This is a genomic window from Cuneatibacter sp. NSJ-177, from assembly GCF_022867805.1.
In the GTDB taxonomy this organism is placed as follows: Bacteria; Bacillota; Clostridia; order Lachnospirales; family Lachnospiraceae; genus Pseudolachnospira.
On sequence record NZ_JALIFO010000002.1, the window covers coordinates 616,721 to 633,611 of the forward strand.

Here is a 16,891-nt window from a genome sequence, read left to right on the forward strand (position 1 = left end):
AGAGTCCCTCCTGATACTTATGCGAGCGCCTGATCCAAGAAATCACAGACATCGTCGTAGGCTCGTTCCCCATTGAAGCGCTGCAGCTCTTTCCCGGCCCGGTAGACCGCCACAACCGGAATCCCTTCCACATGGCAGCCCTCCGCAATGTCTTTATTCTCATCGACATTGACAAAACGGACGTGGAAATTGTCGCTGAATTCCTCCTTTAAAGCTTCTTCTAAGACCGGGTGGAGAGCTTTGCAGTGTACGCACCGCTCCGCGCCGAAGAGTACCAGCACTGGTTTATCTCTTACCTTCAGCACCTTATCATTCCAGTCCGCCAGGGAGGAAACCGGCTCAAACACGCTGGTATCCACAGTGAATACCTTCTCCCGTTTGCTGACATCTTCCTCATCGTCCGTGGCGACGCACAGAGCGACATCCTGATAATAAGGAAGCGTTCCTTTCACATCGATCACTTTCTTCGCGCCGAACGCGCCTGCGTTCGCAACCCGGAAGGTCGTATTCTCCATCTTGGGGATTGGGACCTCCACAGGCACAGGCTCTTGGGGAACATAACTGTATGGATAACGGTAGGCACGGTAAATCATGTTGTTCCTCGGCCCTGTCTCATTATGAGTATAGTAGGGTGAAATCCATTCCCATACAATTTCATGTTCTTTTGTCACCTCTATTATACGTCCGTCGCTTCCTTCTGTCACTAGGGTATTTCCATTGGGAAGACGCTGCGCGCTGGAAACATAAGGGCTATAGAACTTGCTGGCGTCGGTGGGGATGGCGTTTCCCAGTTCCTTCGGCGTCAGCTTCCATACGACCTCCAGGGTAACGGGATTAAATTCCAGTACGCGGCTGTAATCGCGCAGCGCATTTTTGGTCCCGTTTTTCGAACCCGGATTGGGCACGCCGTAACCGGCCCAGCCGCCGTTGTCGAAAACCAACAGGTTCCCCTCTCCCGGCAGTCCCTTCGGGATCATGTGGAAATGGTGCTGGCCAATGATCCATCCGAGTTTCTTCAACTCCGGCGTCGCGTTGAAATCCGGTCCGATTTTCCAGACAATATGCCCGGTTTCTTTGTCAAGAATTGCCAGAATGTTGGATTCGCGGCAGTCAAAGATGATGTTATCCGGCTTAAAGCGTTTGTCCCCCTGGTCATACCACTTGTTCGGCCCCAGATAACTCATGCAGTTGACATGCTGGTAATCCCCGATCCCGCCGTCGGAGGAGCGCAGATTCGGATCACGGGCCAGGACGTTTAACGCCGCCTCATCAAATCCCATTTCGTCAAAATGGTCGGAGATAGACCATTTCCAGAGAATATTGCCTTCCCAGTCCACTTCGATCATACAGTCGTCCAGCAATTTTTTATCCGAAACTTTCGGATTGTGCAGCGTCTGATGCACCAAAATCAGGGTATTTCCCGAAAGGGGCTTTGCCTCCATGCCGGGCACGTAATATCCCACAGGATTTCCTTCCCGCTGGTAATCATGGTGCTGGCGGGCCATCCACCGGTGATCCCTGCCCGGATCGTTGATCTCCTCAAATTGATCAAATTTCCATACAATATTTCCATCGTAGTCAATTTCAATTAAGTTGACGCCGTCCTGCATGCCATAATCTGGATGACGGTAACCGGATAAACCCATCACATATCCGCCGGGCAGAAGCTTGGGCGGCATGGCGTGCATATTCCAGCGCCGGATTTCATTGCCGTTCATATCGAACAGCAAAACCCCATCGTTGATCAACGGTACGATTGTGTATCCACTCCAGCATTTTTCCGGGTCATAAATTGTGACTCCGTGAGGGAAAATACTCGGCTGTCCCATGTTTCATTCCTCCATTCGTTTACTTTTCCAGGTTTGTCAGTTTCCCATTCTCATAATAAGCGCAGGCAGGCGACGCGGTTAAACCAAGCTGCTGATATAAAAGCGTCTGCCTTGTAATATCCTGGCGGATGACACGGTATTGGTCTTTCAGCCTCAGTTCCATCTTGGTAACCGCCTCAATCTGTGCATTGTCATAAGGATTGTAGAAAAGAAAAGCAACCTTTCCGCTGTCCGGCGAGAGTATCGCATCCAGCTGCTTTTTCTCTTTCACGTAGCGCTCGCTGGCAGTCGCCGCAATCGCCCCGTCGGACGCGGAGGTAACCACCTGCCTCAGGAACGTCTGCGTACAGTCGCCAACCGCGTAAATCCCCGGCACGCTGGTTTCTTTCTTCTCATTCACTTTGATATAGCCTTTGCCGTCGCATTCCACCAGATCCTTGACAAAATCTGTCTGCGGAACCATTCCTACAAAGAAAAAGATCCCGTCGGCTTTTACTTCCGTGCTCGTGTTGGTCACAACATTTTTGATCACGAGGCTCTCCACGCTGGCGTTTCCTTTGATCTCCTGTAAAGTGGAGTTCCAGATAAATTTTATTTTGGGATTGTGGAAGGCTGTTTCCGCGGCCACCTCGTTGCAGTCCAGATGGCCCTCTTCATGCAATACAATGACTGTGACACTGGAAGCAAATCCCGTCAGATAATCGGCTTCTTCAATCGCCTGGTCTCCGGCGCCCAATACATAGATATTCTTTCCTTTAAAAAATTCGGCGTCACAGGTCGCGCAATAAGCGACTCCATGGCCGGTAAACTCGGTCTCGCCGGGTATCCCCAGGCTCCTGGGCTTGGTTCCCATATCCAGTATCACACAATTCGACTCAAAATCGCCCCTCCGTTTGGTATGTACGAGGAAGTTCCCATTTTCCAGCTTTTCTAACCCGATTACCGTGGTCCGCTTAAATTCGTTGGTCGCATAGCTTTGCGCGTGTTCCCGGAACCGTTCCATCAGTCCGGCGCCGCTTTCGGAAACCACGCTCGGGTAATTCCGGATTTCCACTGTATCGTTAACCCGGCCTCCGTAATTGCCTTTTTCAATCAATAGGGTCTTCCTCTGCGCGCGTCCGGCATAAATTGCCGCCGCCAGGCCGCCGGGCCCTCCGCCGATAATGATGACATCGTATGTCCCGCCCATTTTTAATGCTCCTTTTCTTGTCTCGATTCTATGTTACGGATATTCCGCCTGCTGTCCCATTACTACTATGATCAGTTACTATTATGATAACACTCTTTTTTTCACAAAACTTGTTGGAGGTCCAACAGAGCGTTAAAATTATATTACTCTAAATCAGGTGAAAAAAACGGCGTGGTTTTTACAAATCACGCCGTTCGCCGCAGGTAGCCCTTATTCTAATTCCTCTTTATTTCCCTCACTGCGGATTTCCTTTAAAAACCGTTCGCCGTACTTTTGGAATTTAAACTCTCCCACACCGGGAACCGACAGCATTTCCGCTTTCGTCGTCGGCTGCATCCGGCACATATGCGTCAGGGTTTTATCGGAAAATACCACGTACGGAGGCACCTGTTCTTCCTTTGCAATCGCCATCCGAAGCGACCGCAGCGTCTCAAATTGAGCCTGCTCCTCATCGGATAACACAATGCCCGCCGTCTTGCTTTTTTTCAGCTTGCGGCCGCTCTTTTTGCCCTCGCTCTTCTCCGGCTCCCTGGCCATCTTCATAACCAGTTCTTCTTCCCCGTCGAGGAGTCCTCTGGACTTTGCCGTCAGCTTCACCACCGCGTACTCATCGTTTGTCACCGTCAGATATTCCTGCAGCAGCAGATAATTTAAAATCTGGCGGAGCTGATAGACCGGTGTCTTTGCCTCACATCCATAATAAGGGTTCTCATCCATGCGGTAATTCCGGATCTTCGCCGTGTTGGCCCCCCGCAGCGTATCCAAAATCACATTGGTTCCATACCGCTGGCGGCAGGACTCCACGCAGCCGGTCAGCGCCCGCGCCGTTTCGGTCACATCCACCGTCTCAAACTGGGTCAGGCAATTCCCGCAGTTTCCACAGTAATTTGCCCCGTATTCTCCGAAATAGCGCAGGATATAATCCCGCAGGCACTCATTGGTGAAACAATAAAAGGTCATCTTCCGCAGCCGCTCCCGGTCCCGCTCTTTGATGATCTCCCGCGTCACCGCATCCAGTTCCCGGTTATCCTGGTTATTTTCTATGAAGAGCTGGTTCGTAATCACATCCTGGCCGCCGTAAAAAAGGATACACTCCGCAGGTTCTCCGTCCCGCCCGGCGCGGCCCGCTTCCTGATAGTAGCTCTCCATATCCTTCGGCATGCTGTAGTGAAGCACAAAACGGACATTGGACTTATCGATTCCCATGCCAAAAGCATTGGTCGCCACCATGACCGGCGAGCGGTCAAAGATAAAGTCCTCCTGATTTTTCCGCCGCTCTTCATCCCGAAGGCCGGCATGATACCGGGTGGCCGGAATTCCGTCATCCTGCAGGCGGCTGCAAACCTCCTCCACATGCCTGCGCGTCAGGCAATAGATGATCCCGGAGGCGCCGGGATGAGCGTCAAGGTAGGCCTTGACCGCCGCGTACTTATCTTTCGGCGTCTCCACTCCGAAAAAGAGATTTGGCCGGTCAAAACCGGACGTCAAAACCGTGGGTTCCCGCAGCATCAAGATGTCCATGATATCGTCGCGGACCTCCTTGGTCGCGGTGGCCGTAAAGGCGCTGACCACCGGCCGTTTTGGCAGGCTTTCGATAAAATCCACGATTTTCAAATAACTGGGCCGGAAATCCTGTCCCCACTGGGACACGCAGTGGGCTTCGTCCACGGCTACCATGGAGATTTCTACACTCCGTGCAAAGTCCAGAAAGGCTGCGGTGGCAAGCCGCTCCGGAGCCACATAGATGATGGGATATTTGCCCTCCCCGGCCAGCCGTAGCGCTTTTGCATACTGTCCCGGCGTCAGGGAGCTGTTTAAAAATGCGGCCGAAATCCCCGCCTGGTTCAAAGCTCCCACCTGATCCTTCATCAGAGAGATCAAAGGGGAGATCACCAGGGTAATCCCCGGCAGCATCAGGGCCGGGACCTGATAGCACAACGATTTGCCCGCGCCGGTCGGCATGATGCCGAGGGCGTCCCTCCCCTCCAGGATACTGTCGATCAGGACCTCCTGCCCGGTCCGGAATGCGTCGTATCCAAAATATTTCTTTAGTACCTGTTCCTTCGTCACTTCTGTTCCTCCGTTTCCCCCCAAGACCGTTTTTGTTCCACCTCGATCAGGTAGATCTTTCCTTTCAGCCGGTTCAGTATCTCATTGGTCTCCGCTCCCCTTCCAAGAGAAAGATCCCCCAGCACCATCACCTCGTCCCCGCGGCGCATCCGCCGGTTCCACTGCTCCACCATAAAATCATTCATTTCCTGACCAGAGCCAAATCCCCGCCTGTCCATCTGGTTATTCAGCGATTCGTGAAAGAAATGCAAATCGGATATATAATATCTCATTGGAACACCCCTTTCCTCTTTTTCCATGAGATTCACGGTACAAATTCTTTATCTGTTTTTGCGCCTTCCTGCGGCCTCTATTTTCATTTCCCGTGTTTGTCCCCTAATTCTTGCCTTTTATTGCTGATCTTTCCCACGCTCCAATTATTTATTATACTGGAAAAACAGCGATATGATAAGTCTGGTCTTTCCTTTGTCCTCCAACTATAATAGAAGGCGGAACTATTTTCGACAGTATTAGTCAAAAGGAGGGAGCCCCATGAAAATTTCATACGACGATTTTTTTCTTGTCCTGCCCGACAACAAGCGGCGCCGTGAATTTGCCGTCACGATCAGCGAGGCCGGCCGGTTTTGCCTGAACAGCAGTCTCCGCCAGGAAGTCGGCGAATCCGCCCTGGAAATTTTCATGTCCAGAGATTACAACACCGTGCTGATGAGGTTAAAAGAAGGTGGACTCCGGATAAACAAGAATGGATATTTTAACTCAAAGCTTCTGATCAAGGAAATGGCGGAGAAAAAAATCAGCCTGCCAGCACATTATATCATGGAATGGGAAAAAGGAGAAAAATTTTGGATTGGAAAACGGGAACAACACCTGATTCCCCTCTCTGCAAAAAAACGGCAAGCCTCAAAAATTGTGAAACTGGAGGAATTTGTATAAATGAAACTGCCAGAAGCGCCGGAGGTTTATGAAAAACTGATTCATAATATCTGCCGGGAATATATCGGCCCGCTGGACTTTGGGGAAAGAGAATCGCTGGCCTGGGCGGCCTTGTTCGTGGCCTTTCTGACCTATCCCCCGCACCTGTACAGGGAAGAAGAGTATATACGGAAATGTATTTTTGAAGCGTTTGACCTGGCCCGCCGGAAGGCCAACCAACGATTTCATCTAGAGACGCCGTTTCCCTTTGACCGCACCGGCGAAGCTGCCGGACTTGCCCTTGGCACAGACGTATTTTGCCGCTCAGAGGCCTCTCCGGAACAAGATGTGATTTTTCTGGATTTTCTCGACACACTGAGCCGGGAAGAACGGATCACCGCCTTGTGTTTCGCCCACAGATGCGACCGGCAGGATATCCTGGAAATGCTGCGCTGGCATCCGCAGAGGCTGGAGCGGCACATGGAAGAGATCCGGCAGAAATGGCGATGGTATCATCTCGAAGGGGAGGCCGGTGATTGGGCTCTCCGCCATGGCAATCCATAACCGGCTTATCCTGCCTGCCGGCGGACCTTAAAAGCTCCGCCGGCAGGCGCGTCCCTGTCCCTAATCCACCCAAGGGCGGATCCGGTAAACGGCGCCGATGGACTCGCAGATCTTCCGGCATTCTTCCTCTTCGGCCTCGGTCAGGGTGGTGGCCACCGTCGTCAGCACCACCGTCGGCACATATCGGGTACAGTCCTTTGCAAATTGCAGCATGGCATCGAAGGAAATATCGCCGAATTTCGGCCGCACCAGCTCATGATATCGGTCCTTGTTCGGCGTATTCAGACTGATGGAAACCGTGTCGATCAGGCCGGCCAGCAGCGGAGCGACCGGCTTTTTATGAATCAGGTCCGCCAGGCCGTTGGTGTTGATACGGATCGGCTGGGAATAGTGGGCTTTACAGTATTTCGCAACTTCCAGCAGCACAGAAAGAGCCTCCATCGGCTCTCCAAACCCGCAGAATACAATCTCCCGGTAACGGGTCATATCAAATTTCGCAAACTCTGCCAGCACCTCTGAAAGGTCCGGTGTGTGCGCAAGCCACAGAGAGCCGGAATTTTCCATATGATCCCTGGTCTGCCGCAGACAGAACGTGCAGGCGCAAGGACAATGATTGGTCAGATTCACATAAAGGCTTTCGCCCACTTCATATAAAATCGTCATTTCCATTCCCTTCCCGGTATCGATTCCGTTTTATTTTAATTTACACAAAAACTCTTCAAAACAAACGCCGTCCGTCAGCGGCAAATCCATCTCAATGGAGCGCAGAATACACTTTTTGATAAAATTCGAGGCCTTTTTCACCGACTCCCGGAACGGCACCCCATTGACCGCATCGGCGGCCACAATGGCGGAAAAGATATCCCCGGTGCCAGAGCGCTGGGTCCCTACCCGGTGAGTCCGAAGGATCGCTGGTTTTTCCCCCTTTTCATAACAGTAATTGGCAATGAATTCTCCCTGAGGGATCCCGGTGATCACGATCTTTTCCGGCCCCTCCGCACAGAGGGTTTCCGCTAGCTGCCGCAGATCCTTCTTCCGCCAGCGGTCCGGCCGGTAAGGCGTATCCGTCAGTAGGCAGGCCTCAGTCAGATTCGGCGTCAAAATATCGGCATATCCCACCAGCTTCTTCATCTCCTGACACATCTCCGCCGTATAAGTCGCATAGGGCTTTCCGTAATCCCCCATAACCGGGTCCACGAGAATCCAGTTGTCGTCCCGGCCGAAATCCTGCAAAAAGCGGATTACGATTTGTATCTGTTCCTTGGACCCAAGAAAGCCCGTGCAGATGCCGGAGAACTGAAGGCCCAGTTTTTTCCACTCGTCAATGTACGGCTGCATCCGGTCCGTGTAATTCTCAAAGAAAAAGCTGGAAAATCCGGTATGGTTGGAAAAAATCGACGTGGGAACCGGGCAGCATTGAATCTTCATGGCGGATATAATCGGAAGGGCCACTGCTATTGAGCAGCGGCCGAATCCCGATATATCATTGATCACAGCAATTTTTTTCTGATGGTTATGAGAGGTCATTTCCTCTCCTCCTTTACCGATTTCCTTCTCGAATCCGCGCTATGCCTCCCGGATGATCCGGCCGACATGGGCTTTTTCAAACAAAAAGCCAACGGCGTAGAATAAGACGATGGCAAAAATTCCCTTGACCGTAAGCCCCGGAATCTGGGCCGCACCGGCCGCCAGGTTTCCGGCCAGGATGGTTCCCCCGATAAAATATCCGAAAACCATCTCCGCGATACCTACCACAGAAGCAATCAGTGTGCGGGGCGCCGCCATCCGGACTTCCCCTTTCTTCCTCGCCAGATAGCCGATCAGCAAACCCATCAGCGCCTTGGTGATCAGAGTGGTGGGAACCCACTGGGCATAGCCGGTCAAAAGATCCGCTAGGGCGGAACCGATTCCTCCCGCCGCCGCGCCGGCCGCCGGTCCTAAAAATACGCCAACCAGCAAAATCACCGCATCCCCCAAATGCGCGTATCCCAAGGGAATCGGAATCTGAATCACCATCGTGCCGATGCAAACCAAAGCAATGGCAAGAGCGCCAATGCTGATCTTTTTTGTCATATCCGTCTTCATTTTTCTACCCTCCAAAGTGAACTCACTTTGAAGCCGACGCGTCCTTTTCAAAGTAACTGTATCATAATAGAAAAATGCACTTTTTAAAACAGCCAGTTTTGGACATTTTAACCAGTCCAGTTGCAGTAACCCCTACGCTCCTTTTGTTCCGATCTGCTCTCCCAACCTGACCGGGTACTCCTCGCCCCGTGCGGTCGCGTTCAAAATCTCTTCTTTGATCTTTACGGCATCCCGCTGCAGCAGCAGGAGAATCGTCGATCCGCCGAACTCGAACCGGCCTTTTTCCTGTCCCCGCAAGATCCGCCCTTTTCCCGGCTGATCGTTGCAGATCCGTCCCACCAGCATAGCGCCGACTTCCATCATCACCATGTCCCCAAAATTCTCGGTCCGGAGCACCGTATATTCCCGGCTGTTCTGCCGGTATACCGGGCACGCCTCGGTGGCGATGGGCTGCACGGTGTGGAGAATCCCCGGCAGAAAGCGATTCTCACTCTTGATCCCGTTGTCCGGATAGCAATAATGGTGGTAGTGGGACGGCGTCAGCCGGAAAATCAAACACTGCCCGCCGGAAAAAGCCTCGGCCAGCCCGCGGCTCTTCAGCAAGTCAAAAACCGTATAGTAGGAATCCTTGATGGCAAAGACCGACTGCCGGTCAATGGGAAGCGCAGTCAAAAGCCCGTCGCACGGAGCAATCAGGTGATTTTTATCCGGATCCACCGGGCGGATGTCCTCCTTCAAGTTCCGTACGAAAAAGGAATTAAAACAGGGCCACTCCTCTTTTCGATAGTCGGAAAGGTCCAGCCGGTTCTGCCGGATAAACACAGGAATCAGGAAACGGGAAGCCGGAGAATCCAAAAACCTGCCCACGGTTTTTGAGAGGGCAGGTTTTGTCAGCGCTTTTAGTAAACAGCGGCCTACAGGGGTGTGGTAGAGAAAGGTAAGCATGCGATTCGATCTCCATATTTGTAAACTAAGAAAAATACAACGGTTCCAAAAGCAGCGACCAAAACAAGGCCGTGCATATAAATCTTCTTTACTTTCATTTTGCTCAGGAAAGCCAGGCCCAAAACCAGCAAGGCGATATTATAGAATCGTACTACGGAAAATTTCGTCGGGATATCCAAAAGCAGCATGGTCGGAATCAGCAGCGACACATTGGTGACCGGAAGACCCAGATAATACTTTCGCTTACCGCCCTCCTCCTGTACCCGGTTCATCTCCTGAACGTTGAAATAGCCCAGGCGGATCACCGCAGCCAGAACATAGAAAAACATGCAGAAATAGCCGAATGCCGAGCGGATCCCAACCGCATAGCCGATCACCGCCGGGAATACGCCAAAGCAGACAAGATCACAGAGAGAATCAATCTGGATTCCAAAGTTTTTTGCATCCTCCGAACGCTTACAGGTCCGGGCAATCGCCCCGTCGAACATATCGCAGAATCCGCAGACCATCAGACAGAGAATGGCAATCCGAAGATTCCCTTCCATCGCCTGAACCATGCCGAGCACTGCGGACCCCAGGCCCACATAAGTAAGGATTACAGAATAGTTATAATAGCCAATCATTTTGGCGTTCCTCCTGAATTCGTAAGATTGTTGGGGGGTGTTTGTGTTTTCTTCTTTTTGAACATTGTGGACAGTTGAATCCCGCTGATCACAATTCCGGACAGCAGCACCATCAGGTAAAAAGAAATTCCGCGGGAAAGCAAAACAGCCGATGTCAGAAGATGGTTTCCAAAAATAGGACCGAACAACACTAAAAAGGCTTTCTCACTGATCCCGACCGCTCCGGGCAAGGGCAGCATATCCACACACATCGACAAAAGCAGCTGCACCGCCAAAAGCTGTGTGATTCCATATCCACGCAAGCCAAAGGAGCGATAGATCAAATAAGGAATGATTAACAACGCCAAACGTTGAATCACCAATACCCCGAACGTACGGAGCACAATCACGGGATGGGCTTTCATGAAACTGGTGCAGCGCCGGTATTGGACGCTCTTCCGGGCCAAAGAAAACACATGGCGTTCCGCGTCTTTCACCAGATGCAGCTTCCCCAAGAGCCTTAAAACAGTGGTACTCAGGAAATAGACCAGCCGCTTCGAAAACAGCAGACAGCAAAGCCCGAAAATCAAAGCCACGTTTAAGACCAGGCCCAAGATAAACAGATAGCGCATCACAAAGATCTTTTCCGCCATCATCGGCCAGTTGATCAAAAAGAAAATCAGCGTAAGCATTAAAAAGGCCAGTTTATATAGGGCGGTAACCGCCAATAATATCACCGAGGAATCAGAGATGCTGTAACCATCTTGCTTCATGTAGACCAGCTGCATCGGCTGCCCGCCTGTGCTGGAAGGTGTCAGGGCACTGAAGTAAAATTCCACAAAAGAATACTTGAAGCACCGCCAGATTGACATCGATTGTCCCAGTCCGTGCAGCAACACCCGGATACACCAGCCGCCGCAGAAAATATACAGCAGCATAGAAGCGACCGCCAAAAGGATGTAACCCTTTTTTGCGGCCATCACCGATGCCCAAACCATTGTGATGTTCCGGTCACGCAGCAGCAAATAGAACGTAACCCCCATCAGTGCCACGAGAACAGACATCTCCAGCACAACTTTTTTGGGACGACTCATAATTCAATTTTCCAATCTAGAGTATTCCGGACCTCACCAAAGTCCGCTTATTTATCAGGTTCCTACTGAACAGTTAGTATATCATGAAATTCTTATTTTGTCTTTAAGAAATCCTAAATTTTATCGATAGAGCACAAATCTCCTTGAAATAATAGGCTATTGCGGTTAAAATTAGAGGGAAGCTCCAAAAGGAATTCAGAAAGGCAGGAACATCATGAAAGACGAATCGTGCATTTTTTGTAAAATAGCCAATGGAGAAATCCCTTCCTCCACGATCTATGAGGACGAAAATTTCCGTGTGATCCTGGACCTGGGTCCGGCCAGCAGGGGCCACGCTCTGATTCTTCCCAAGGAACATTTTGCGGATGTCTGCGCCCTCCCGGACGGCTGGGCGGCAAAAGTTCTGCCTCTGGGCGCAAAGATCGGCGCCGCCATGAAAAAAGCGCTCGGCTGCACCGGTTTCAACCTGGTCCAGAACAACGGAGTCTCCGCCGGACAGACGGTCTTCCATTTCCATATGCACGTGATTCCCCGCTATGACGGCGCTCTCTCGATCGTTTCCTGGGAACCGGGAAAAGCGTCGCCGGAAGAGCTTGCGGAACTTGCAAAGGAAATCAAAGACGCGCTTTAACCCTACTGAGACCATGGCCGTTTTGAAGCAGAATCATAAAAATTCCGGAACATAGCCGGGATTTTTATGATTTCTGTCCCCGGAAACATCAATCTTCTTCAATCACCTGGAGCTCTAAATAGTCAAAAGGAATGGTCTCCACAAAATTATCCTGGGAAAACCGCGTTTTTGACCGGCGCTGGAATTCGTTTACATTCTGGTCCAGCCAAATCGGAACGCTCAAGTCAAACTCCATACACAAATCATGGAGCGCCTCAAATATCTTGGTAGTCCGGGTCTGATCCGAAACATTCTCAATCACAGAATCCCGAACCAGCCGGTTCTCTTTCCAAATTTTTCCCCAAATCCTCATAAATTTCTTCCTCGAATGTTTTTTAAAAACTCTGTCAACTCTGCAAAGCTGCCGGCCAAACGTTCCTTTTCCTCCGGAGAATACTGCCGGAGCGCCGTAGTCACCGGCTCCAGCGCTGATCTGGCAAATTCATCCATGCGCCGCTGGCCATCCGTAGTGATCCGAATATAAACCAATCTGCGGTTGACTTGATCGTGAATCCGCTCCACATAATTTTTCCCCTCCAGATCATTGACCAGCTTGGTCAGCTGCTGTTTGGAAATTTGGAGCGCCTCCGCCAGCATCGTCATTGTAATCGGGACTCCCTCAGAATGAGTCAATGTGAACAAAACAAAAAATGTATGTGAGTTCATCTTTAACTCTGCTTCCGATGCCGCCGATTTTTTTAAAGTAAGCATGAAATCTGAGAATACGTCAAAAAATAAAGAAGCCAGTTCTTCGTCTTTCCGTGGATTCATGCACCTGCCTCCTTCTTTCGAACCATTGGTCGTTTCTGCTCCCGGCCATTTTCCGGAAGCGTCCTGCGGACAAGACCGCGTAACACACATTATAAAGCATTTGCGAGAAAAGTCAATAAATACTCTAAAGTAAATATTATATTTATATTAAACGCTTGACAATGATTTCAGAAAGATGTATTGTTTCCCTGTAAGAGGAGGAACTGCCATGCAGGAAGTGAAAAACACAAAAAAGCCTTTACTTTATTATTTTCTGATCGCTACACTGATCTTAATGCTCTTAAATATTTTCGTATTCCCCACTCTGACATCCGCTAAAGTGACCGAAGTGGACTACGGCACCTTTTTGCGGATGATTGATGAGAAGAAAATTAAAGAGGTGGAAGTCACCGATACGGAAATCGTGTTCTCCGACAATGAGGACCAGCCCAATTACTACAAAACCGGTAAGATGGATGATCCCCAGCTCACCGAACGGCTTTATCAGGCGGGCGCCAAGTTCGGCCAGGAAATCGTCGAGCAGATGTCGCCGCTTCTCAGTATCCTTTTGACCTGGATCCTTCCGTTCCTGATCATGATCTTTCTGGGACAGCTGCTCTGGAAATCCATGGCAAAAAAGATGGGCGGAGGCATGGGGAATGCCATGACCTTTGGAAAGAGCAATGCCAAAGTCTATGTTCAGTCCACCACCGGCATCAAATTCGCAGATGTCGCCGGGGAGGATGAGGCCAAGGAGATTCTCACCGAGATCGTAGATTTTCTCCATAACCCAGCCAAGTATACGGAAATCGGCGCCACCATGCCGAAAGGAGCGCTTTTAGTCGGCCCTCCCGGAACCGGTAAAACCCTTCTCGCCAAAGCAGTGGCCGGGGAAGCCAACGTTCCGTTCTTCTCGATCTCCGGATCGGAATTTGTCGAGATGTTTGTAGGCATGGGCGCAGCCAAGGTCCGCGACCTGTTCCAACAGGCCAATGAAAAGGCTCCCTGTATCGTTTTTATCGACGAGATCGACACGATCGGCAAAAAACGGGGAAACGGCAACCTGGGAGGAAACGACGAGAGGGAACAGACGTTAAACCAGCTTTTGACCGAGATGGACGGTTTCGACGGCCGGAAGGGTGTTATGATCCTGGCTGCCACCAACCGGCCGGACAGTCTGGATCCCGCCTTGCTGCGTCCCGGCCGCTTTGACCGCCGCGTACCGGTGGAGCTCCCGGATCTGAAAGGCAGAGAAGAGATCCTGAAAGTGCATGCCAAGAAAATCCACATCGGGGACGGCGTCGATTTTGGAGCCATCGCCAGAGCCGCCGCCGGCGCATCCGGCGCAGAGCTCGCCAACATTGTCAATGAAGCCGCCCTGCGCGCGGTCCGGGAAAATCGGAAATTCGTGACGCAGGCCGACCTGGAAGAAAGCGTCGAGGTCGTCATTGCCGGATATCAAAAGAAAAACCGCGTTCTGTCTAACAAAGAAAAACTGATCGTGGCCTATCATGAAATCGGCCACGCCCTGGTGGCGGCTAAACAGACTGAGTCCGCCCCGGTGCACAAAATCACCATCATCCCCCGCACCTCAGGAGCCCTGGGCTATACGATGCAGGTAGAAGAAGGCGACCATTTCCTGATGACCAAAGAAGAGATGGAAAACAAGATCGCCACTTTAACCGGCGGCCGTGTGGCGGAAGAGCTGATTTTTCACTCCATTACCACCGGAGCTTCCAATGATATTGAGCAGGCAACCCGCCTGGCAAGAGCCATGATCACCCGTTACGGCATGTCAGACGAATTCGGCATGGTAGCGCTGGAAACCGTCAACAACCAATACCTCGGCGGCGACGCGTCTCTTGCCTGTTCGGAGACCACGGCGGCAGCCATCGACCAAAAGGTAATCGAGGTCGTCCGCACCCAGCAGGAACGGGCCTCCAAAATCCTGACGGATAATATTCAAAAGCTCCATGGGCTTGCCAAGGTGCTTTATGAGAAAGAAACCATTACCGGCGAGGAATTTATGGAAATTCTGGAAAGACCGGCGCTGTCTCTGGAGAAAAATCCGGTGGAAGCAAATTAAAAATCACGTTTATCTTCGATTATAGAAACAGGAGATGCGATCCGGCAGTTTCACGCTGCCGCGCATCTCCTGTTTCTCGCTGTAAACCGGCCGCGCCGTCACCCCTGTTCCGTATGATTCAAAAGTTCCCGTCTTTCCTTCCAATCCGGAAGATAACGCTCCACCAGCTCCCAAAACTCTTTTCCGTGGTTTGGAACCTGAAGATGCGAAAGTTCATGGACAATTACGTATTCCAAACACTTCTCCGGCTTTTCAGCCAGATGCAGGTTCAGCCAGATATTTCCCGTCCTGACATTGCAGGTCCCCCAACGCGTTTTCATCTCTCTGATCCGCCATCCCTCCGCCCGGAGTCCCATTTTCCTTTCCCAGATCGGAAACAATAAATTCGCCTTGTCCTTTAGTATCTGCCGGTACCATTCCCGGAGACAGGCCAGCTTTTTTTCCTCCGTGCTCCCTGGCCGGAGCGACAAGATCACGCGTTCCTCCGCCATCCGCACAGAAGGCTTCCTGATCCGTTCCTCCACTTGGAGCAGATACGGTTTTCCCCAGACCCAGATCCGGCCGTCAAATACCCAGCCCATAGGGTCCGGCCTGCCGCTCATCTCTTCTCTTCTCTCGCGGATCCAGTCCAGTCGGGAACGGACAAAACTCTCAATCTCGGAATCCGGCGCCAAGCGAGGCGCAGAGACAAAAACCGCCCCATCGGGCGGCTTTACCCTAAGGTATAAATTCTGAATCCGTTTTCGCTGAATCTCCACACGGATTTCTTCCACCTGTATCGCCATCACAAATCCTTTCTTTTCCAATCCGGCGTTTTCAGCCGTATTCTTTTTCAATCCCCGGCCCTATTGGGAAAACGCTGATGGAACAGTGCTGTTATCATAGCAGTATCGTCCCGTGAAGTCAACCAAAAGAAGTCCGGCGGAGGGGAAAGGCAAAAAGGCAGAGAGCCCACATCCCCGTATGAGAATTTCAAAAAATCCAACCGTGATTTCTTTCTTATCAATATAATTCCATTTTATATAGTTAATCATTGACGATTTGTTGGGAATTTAGTAGAATTTTTATATCATACGATTTAGGAGGATGGGGAATTGAAGGGAAAACAAATCATTCTGTTATTGGCTGTATGCTTGGGCTTAACCGCCTGCTCTCCGGGTGAAAGCAGCACAACCATAAGTGTGGAGGAAACCTCTGCCCTTACGGTCACTGCAGTGGAAGAAACCACCGCTGCGCCCACCGCTGAGGCCTCTGCTGCCTTTGCTTCTACTGCCGTACCGGAGACAACCGCTGCAGAATCCACGACTGCGGCTGCGGTTTTATCTCATGATTTTGACAGCAGTTCAAACCTAAAAAAAGCGGTAAGACAAGTCTGCTTTGAAGTGCCGGAGAAATGGACGGAAACCCGTTCCGGCGATGATTTAATCTTTTATTATCCGTCCGGAGCAATGATGATGGTCCAATATTTAGACAACGACAAAGCAGATTTTACAAACGAGACGGTTCAGCAGGCGTTCTTGGACGGCGTCGCTCAATCTTACACGGATTATCAATTAATCCGCTCCTATATTGATTCACAGAATATCTTTCGTTTTTCTTTCTCCGGCCAGCTTCAGGGACAGTTGTTTCTCATGGACGGCGCGGTAATCGCCATGGATGAAGGAATCTGCAACATTATGTTCGGCACGGTTCAGCCCGCCGCCGTCGACTATTCAGAAGATTTTCAGGCCGTGCTTGATTCCATTGAAATCAAAGATCCGGAAAATCCGTCCGAAGATTCGCCTCAGACTGAGCCCGCTGCGGAAACTACGGTTCCGGCCTCCGTTGTACAAGGAAAAGAATCGACGAAAGAGGACTCTGGAGTTGAAAAAGTCTGGATTAGTAAAAGCGGAAAAAAATACCACCGAAATTCCAGCTGCAGCAATATGAAAAATCCAAAACAGATCCCCATCGACGAGGCGGAGGCACAGGGAAGGCAGCCATGTAAGAAGTGTTACTGATTCATCCCGTCCGATGCTGTTGCAAGGTCCGTCTCAAGTTCTGTGTTTCCTTTGAGCATTTCAAAAATTAGAAACGCCGCCCCTGACGGACCCTT

The 16,891-nt window shown here is 51.0% G+C and carries 18 protein-coding genes; 5 read left to right on the forward strand and 13 right to left on the reverse strand.

Going from position 1 to position 16,891, the window contains the following annotated elements:
• Positions 1-17: 17 nt before the first annotated feature.
• The 4 genes from MUB23_RS06905 to MUB23_RS06920 all read right to left on the reverse strand — a co-directional run bounded on the left by MUB23_RS06905 (position 18) and on the right by MUB23_RS06920 (position 5,360).
• Positions 18-1,829 carry an aryl-sulfate sulfotransferase gene (locus MUB23_RS06905; protein WP_244799638.1) on the reverse strand — a complete coding sequence of 604 codons (1,812 nt, stop codon included), beginning with the start codon at positions 1,827-1,829 and terminating at the stop codon, positions 18-20.
• A gap of 19 nt (positions 1,830-1,848) precedes the next feature.
• On the reverse strand, positions 1,849-3,018 hold the full coding sequence (locus MUB23_RS06910) for an NAD(P)/FAD-dependent oxidoreductase (protein ID WP_244799639.1): 1,170 nt from the start codon (positions 3,016-3,018) through the stop codon (positions 1,849-1,851).
• Positions 3,019-3,228: 210 nt separating this feature from the next.
• Positions 3,229-5,088, reverse strand: a complete 1,860-nt coding sequence (gene recQ / locus MUB23_RS06915; protein WP_244799640.1) for a DNA helicase RecQ — start codon at positions 5,086-5,088, stop codon at positions 3,229-3,231.
• Positions 5,085-5,360: a hypothetical protein gene (locus MUB23_RS06920; protein ID WP_244799641.1), complete on the reverse strand. Its 276-nt coding sequence runs from the start codon at positions 5,358-5,360 to the stop codon at positions 5,085-5,087. Before MUB23_RS06920 ends, recQ begins: the two co-directional genes overlap by 4 nt.
• A gap of 259 nt (positions 5,361-5,619) precedes the next feature.
• Here MUB23_RS06920 and MUB23_RS06925 point away from each other — a divergent pair, with 259 nt between their 5' ends.
• Positions 5,620-6,021, forward strand: a complete 402-nt coding sequence (locus MUB23_RS06925; protein ID WP_244799642.1) for a hypothetical protein — start codon at positions 5,620-5,622, stop codon at positions 6,019-6,021.
• Positions 6,022-6,564 carry a hypothetical protein gene (locus MUB23_RS06930; RefSeq protein WP_244799643.1) on the forward strand — a complete coding sequence of 181 codons (543 nt, stop codon included), beginning with the start codon at positions 6,022-6,024 and terminating at the stop codon, positions 6,562-6,564.
• A gap of 60 nt (positions 6,565-6,624) precedes the next feature.
• Here the strand turns inward: MUB23_RS06930 and MUB23_RS06935 are convergent, their stop codons facing one another.
• From MUB23_RS06935 to MUB23_RS06960, 6 genes are all read right to left on the reverse strand, one after another.
• Positions 6,625-7,227 (reverse strand): TIGR04100 family radical SAM protein, encoded by a 603-nt coding sequence (locus MUB23_RS06935; protein WP_244799644.1) that lies wholly within the window; start codon positions 7,225-7,227, stop codon positions 6,625-6,627.
• Between the two features lie 30 nt (positions 7,228-7,257).
• Positions 7,258-8,091, reverse strand: a complete 834-nt coding sequence (locus tag MUB23_RS06940) for a pyridoxamine kinase (protein WP_244799645.1) — start codon at positions 8,089-8,091, stop codon at positions 7,258-7,260.
• 39 nt (positions 8,092-8,130) lie between these two features.
• Positions 8,131-8,649: an ECF transporter S component gene (locus MUB23_RS06945; RefSeq protein WP_244799646.1), complete on the reverse strand. Its 519-nt coding sequence runs from the start codon at positions 8,647-8,649 to the stop codon at positions 8,131-8,133.
• 132 nt (positions 8,650-8,781) lie between these two features.
• The gene (locus MUB23_RS06950) at positions 8,782-9,594 is read right to left on the reverse strand and encodes a phosphatidylserine decarboxylase (protein WP_244799647.1); all 813 of its coding nucleotides are present in this window, start codon (positions 9,592-9,594) and stop codon (positions 8,782-8,784) included.
• Positions 9,564-10,217, reverse strand: coding sequence for a CDP-alcohol phosphatidyltransferase family protein (locus tag MUB23_RS06955; RefSeq protein ID WP_244799648.1), 654 nt, complete (start codon positions 10,215-10,217; stop codon positions 9,564-9,566). Before MUB23_RS06955 ends, MUB23_RS06950 begins: the two co-directional genes overlap by 31 nt.
• Positions 10,214-11,290, reverse strand: a complete 1,077-nt coding sequence (locus MUB23_RS06960; RefSeq protein ID WP_244799649.1) for a lysylphosphatidylglycerol synthase transmembrane domain-containing protein — start codon at positions 11,288-11,290, stop codon at positions 10,214-10,216. Before MUB23_RS06960 ends, MUB23_RS06955 begins: the two co-directional genes overlap by 4 nt.
• A 214-nt stretch (positions 11,291-11,504) precedes the next feature.
• On the opposite strand from MUB23_RS06960, the gene MUB23_RS06965 reads away from it, so the two are divergent.
• Entirely contained in the window at positions 11,505-11,921 is a 417-nt protein-coding gene (locus MUB23_RS06965) for an HIT family protein (RefSeq protein ID WP_244799650.1), read from the forward strand.
• An 88-nt stretch (positions 11,922-12,009) separates the two neighbouring features.
• Here the strand turns inward: MUB23_RS06965 and MUB23_RS06970 are convergent, their stop codons facing one another.
• Positions 12,010-12,273, reverse strand: a complete 264-nt coding sequence (locus MUB23_RS06970; protein ID WP_244799651.1) for a hypothetical protein — start codon at positions 12,271-12,273, stop codon at positions 12,010-12,012.
• Positions 12,270-12,731 carry a MarR family winged helix-turn-helix transcriptional regulator gene (locus tag MUB23_RS06975; RefSeq protein ID WP_244799652.1) on the reverse strand — a complete coding sequence of 154 codons (462 nt, stop codon included), beginning with the start codon at positions 12,729-12,731 and terminating at the stop codon, positions 12,270-12,272. The genes MUB23_RS06970 and MUB23_RS06975 overlap by 4 nt, the downstream gene beginning before the upstream one ends.
• 208 nt (positions 12,732-12,939) lie before the next feature.
• On the opposite strand from MUB23_RS06975, the gene ftsH reads away from it, so the two are divergent.
• The gene (ftsH, locus tag MUB23_RS06980; RefSeq protein ID WP_244799653.1) at positions 12,940-14,796 is read left to right on the forward strand and encodes an ATP-dependent zinc metalloprotease FtsH; all 1,857 of its coding nucleotides are present in this window, start codon (positions 12,940-12,942) and stop codon (positions 14,794-14,796) included.
• 98 nt (positions 14,797-14,894) lie between these two features.
• Here the strand turns inward: ftsH and MUB23_RS06985 are convergent, their stop codons facing one another.
• A complete protein-coding gene (locus MUB23_RS06985; RefSeq protein WP_244799654.1) occupies positions 14,895-15,632 on the reverse strand; it encodes a M48 family metallopeptidase in 738 nt (245 codons plus the stop codon).
• Between the two features lie 258 nt (positions 15,633-15,890).
• On the opposite strand from MUB23_RS06985, the gene MUB23_RS06990 reads away from it, so the two are divergent.
• Positions 15,891-16,796: a hypothetical protein gene (locus MUB23_RS06990; RefSeq protein ID WP_244799655.1), complete on the forward strand. Its 906-nt coding sequence runs from the start codon at positions 15,891-15,893 to the stop codon at positions 16,794-16,796.
• Positions 16,797-16,891: the final 95 nt, after the last annotated feature.

What these genes read in the sequence shown, in the direction of transcription:
- MUB23_RS06905 (WP_244799638.1), bottom strand. Translation starts at nt 1,829, where the DNA reads ATGGGACAGCCGAGTATTTTCCCTCACGGAGTCACAATTTATGACCCG.
- MUB23_RS06910 (WP_244799639.1), bottom strand. Translation starts at nt 3,018, where the DNA reads ATGGGCGGGACATACGATGTCATCATTATCGGCGGAGGGCCCGGCGGC.
- MUB23_RS06920 (WP_244799641.1), bottom strand. Translation starts at nt 5,360, where the DNA reads ATGAGATATTATATATCCGATTTGCATTTCTTTCACGAATCGCTGAAT.
- MUB23_RS06925 (WP_244799642.1), top strand. Translation starts at nt 5,620, where the DNA reads ATGAAAATTTCATACGACGATTTTTTTCTTGTCCTGCCCGACAACAAG.
- MUB23_RS06930 (WP_244799643.1), top strand. Translation starts at nt 6,022, where the DNA reads ATGAAACTGCCAGAAGCGCCGGAGGTTTATGAAAAACTGATTCATAAT.
- MUB23_RS06935 (WP_244799644.1), bottom strand. Translation starts at nt 7,227, where the DNA reads ATGACGATTTTATATGAAGTGGGCGAAAGCCTTTATGTGAATCTGACC.
- MUB23_RS06940 (WP_244799645.1), bottom strand. Translation starts at nt 8,091, where the DNA reads ATGACCTCTCATAACCATCAGAAAAAAATTGCTGTGATCAATGATATA.
- MUB23_RS06945 (WP_244799646.1), bottom strand. Translation starts at nt 8,649, where the DNA reads ATGAAGACGGATATGACAAAAAAGATCAGCATTGGCGCTCTTGCCATT.
- MUB23_RS06950 (WP_244799647.1), bottom strand. Translation starts at nt 9,594, where the DNA reads ATGCTTACCTTTCTCTACCACACCCCTGTAGGCCGCTGTTTACTAAAA.
- MUB23_RS06955 (WP_244799648.1), bottom strand. Translation starts at nt 10,217, where the DNA reads ATGATTGGCTATTATAACTATTCTGTAATCCTTACTTATGTGGGCCTG.
- MUB23_RS06960 (WP_244799649.1), bottom strand. Translation starts at nt 11,290, where the DNA reads ATGAGTCGTCCCAAAAAAGTTGTGCTGGAGATGTCTGTTCTCGTGGCA.
- MUB23_RS06965 (WP_244799650.1), top strand. Translation starts at nt 11,505, where the DNA reads ATGAAAGACGAATCGTGCATTTTTTGTAAAATAGCCAATGGAGAAATC.
- MUB23_RS06970 (WP_244799651.1), bottom strand. Translation starts at nt 12,273, where the DNA reads ATGAGGATTTGGGGAAAAATTTGGAAAGAGAACCGGCTGGTTCGGGAT.
- MUB23_RS06975 (WP_244799652.1), bottom strand. Translation starts at nt 12,731, where the DNA reads ATGAATCCACGGAAAGACGAAGAACTGGCTTCTTTATTTTTTGACGTA.
- ftsH (WP_244799653.1), top strand. Translation starts at nt 12,940, where the DNA reads ATGCAGGAAGTGAAAAACACAAAAAAGCCTTTACTTTATTATTTTCTG.